This is a genomic window from Streptomyces bobili, assembly GCF_002154575.1.
Lineage (GTDB): Bacteria > Actinomycetota > Actinomycetes > Streptomycetales > Streptomycetaceae > Streptomyces > Streptomyces bobili.
Window position 1 is genome coordinate 1 of the sequence record NZ_MUBA01000456.1, and the last position, 2,316, is coordinate 2,316.

The following is a 2,316-nucleotide window of genomic DNA, read 5'->3' on the forward strand; positions in this document are numbered from 1 at the left end:
CGTGGTGGCCGATCCGGACCGCCGGTCCGGATCGGCCACCACGAGGACGCGTTCCGACGGTCGGCGGAAGGCGACTGGCTGTTGCAGGCACGGACCGTTTTCCTGCCCTGCGCCGGTCCGACTCCGCGCCTCTAGCCGCCGGCCCCGTGGGCGAACGCACCCGAGCACACAGGCTGCCCTCAGGGGCTTTGCTACGGCCGAGTACAGTGGCCCGGTCGTCATCACACCCGTACGGGGGAAAGCCGGTGCAATTCCGGCGCTGACCCGCAACCGTGAGCCATGCGGAACACCCGTCATGGCCAGCCGGACTGCCCCGGACGGACGTGACCGGCTCACGTGCGTCGGCGCCGCCGCCGTACGGCACCGTCGAGGTATGCGGAGCCGAGCCGCCGGGATGTCCCGTGCTGCCCGGTTCCCTGACAGGGAGAGGCACCCGCCGATCATGAACGTCCGCCGCAGCGCCGCGGTCCTGGCCGCCACCGCAGTGATCGGCGCCGCCACACCCGCCGTGGCCGCGTCCCCGTCGCCGACCCCGTCCGTGGCGATCCCGTCCGGCCTGTACGGCAGCACCGACCCGACGTACGACGGCGTCTGGCGTCAGTCGCTCGCGCTGCTCGCCCAGGACACCGCCGGGGTGAAGCCTGCGGGGAAGGCCGTGGACTGGCTGACCGGCCAGCAGTGCGCGAACGGTTCCTTCGCCGCGTTCCGCGCCGACCCCGCCCAGGCGTGCGACGCCAAGCTGATGGTCGACAGCAACAGCACGGCCGCCGCCGTCCAGGCCCTCGCGGCCCTCGGCGGGCACGAGGCCGCGGCGGACAAGGCCGTCGGCTGGCTGAAGTCCGTGCAGAACGCGGACGGCGGCTGGGGGTACGCCCCCGGCGGCGCCAGCGACACCAACTCGACGTCCGTCGTCGTCGGCGCGCTGGCGGCGGCCGGGGAGAAGCCCGCGGAGGTCGTGAAGGGCGGCAAGTCGCCGTACGACGCCCTGGTCGAACTGGCGCTGCCCTGTGCCGCGGGCGGCGCGTTCGCCTACCAGCCCGACAAGCAGGGCGAGTTGGCGGCCAACGCGGATGCCACGGCGGCGGGAGTCGTCGGCGCGCTCGGCGAGGGCCTGGCCGCCGAGGCCGCGGCGAAGACCGCCGCCGCCACCTGCGCCGCCCCCGGCACGCCGCGGCAGGCCGCCGCGAACGGCGCCGCCTACCTGGCGAAGTCCGTCGCCAAGGACGGGTACCTGACCTCGGTGCTCCCCGGCGCCGAGAACCAGCCGGACTACGGCAACACCGCCGACGCCGTCGTCGCGCTCGCCGCACAGGGTGGCGCCGAGCAGGCGCGGGGGCCCCTCGCCTGGCTCCAGCGGAACGCCGCCGCCTGGGCGAAGCAGAGCGGTCCCGCCGCCTACGCCCAGCTGATCTTCGCCGCCCACGCGACGGGTACGGACCCGCGCGCGTTCGGCGGCACGGACCTGGTCGCCGCCCTCAACGCGACGGGCCCGACGCCGCAGCAGACCGGCAAGGCGACCGGCGGCCTCCAGCGCGACGACTCGGACGAGAAGGACTCCGACGACGGCTTCGGCGTCTGGTGGACCGTCGGCGTCTTCCTCGTCGCGGGTATCGGCATCGGCTTCCTGATCAGCGGCCGCAGGAAGCGGCGGCCGTGATACGCCGCCTCGCCGCCCTGCTCGTCACCGCCCTGTTCCTGGGTCTGGCCGGCCCCGGCCCGGCCCAGGCCGCCGGCTACCGCTACTGGTCCTTCTGGGACCGCGACGGCGACCGCTGGGTCTACGCCACCGAGGGCCCCTCCACGGCCCGCCCCGCCGACGGCGCCGTCCAGGGCTTCCGGTTCGCGGTCAGCGAGGACTCGGGGGACGCGTCGCGGCCACGCGGCGCGGCCTCGTTCGAGGCGATCTGCGCGCGGACCCCGGCGAGGGACGGCATGAAGCGGGTCGCCCTGGTCGTCGACTTCGGCACCCCGGCGGACGCACCCTCCGGCGAGACCCCGCCGCCCGCGCGCACGGCCTGCGCCCGCGTCCGGCAGGACGCGACCACGGCGGAGGCCCTCGCCTCCACCGCCAAGCCGCTGCGCTACGACCCGAACGCACTCCTGTGCGCGATCTCGGGCTACCCGGAGTCGGGCTGCGGGGACCAGGTGACGACGACCGACAAGGACAACGCCTCGACCGAGCCCTCCGCGTCCTCCGCCGACGACGACGGCGGCCCCTCGGTCGGCGTGTACGCGGGCGGTGCCCTGATCGCCGCCCTGGCGGCTGCGGCGGTGTGGCAGGCCCGGCGGCGCAGGAATGTCTGAGGGTTCCCGCCC

The 2,316-nt window shown here is 75.5% G+C and carries 2 protein-coding genes and 1 riboswitch; both genes read left to right on the forward strand.

Annotated features, from left to right (window positions below; genetic code table 11):
• Nucleotides 1-217: 217 nt before the first annotated feature.
• A riboswitch (adenosylcobalamin-variant (AdoCbl-variant) riboswitch) is annotated at nt 218-300 on the forward strand.
• A gap of 142 nt (nt 301-442) precedes the next feature.
• On the forward strand, nt 443-1,657 hold the full coding sequence (locus BZL64_RS30050) for an SCO2321 family membrane protein (protein WP_086772304.1): 1,215 nt from the start codon (nt 443-445) through the stop codon (nt 1,655-1,657).
• Nucleotides 1,654-2,304, forward strand: coding sequence for an SCO2322 family protein (locus BZL64_RS30055; RefSeq protein ID WP_086772305.1), 651 nt, complete (start codon nt 1,654-1,656; stop codon nt 2,302-2,304). Before BZL64_RS30050 ends, BZL64_RS30055 begins: the two co-directional genes overlap by 4 nt.
• Nucleotides 2,305-2,316 lie beyond the last annotated feature (12 nt).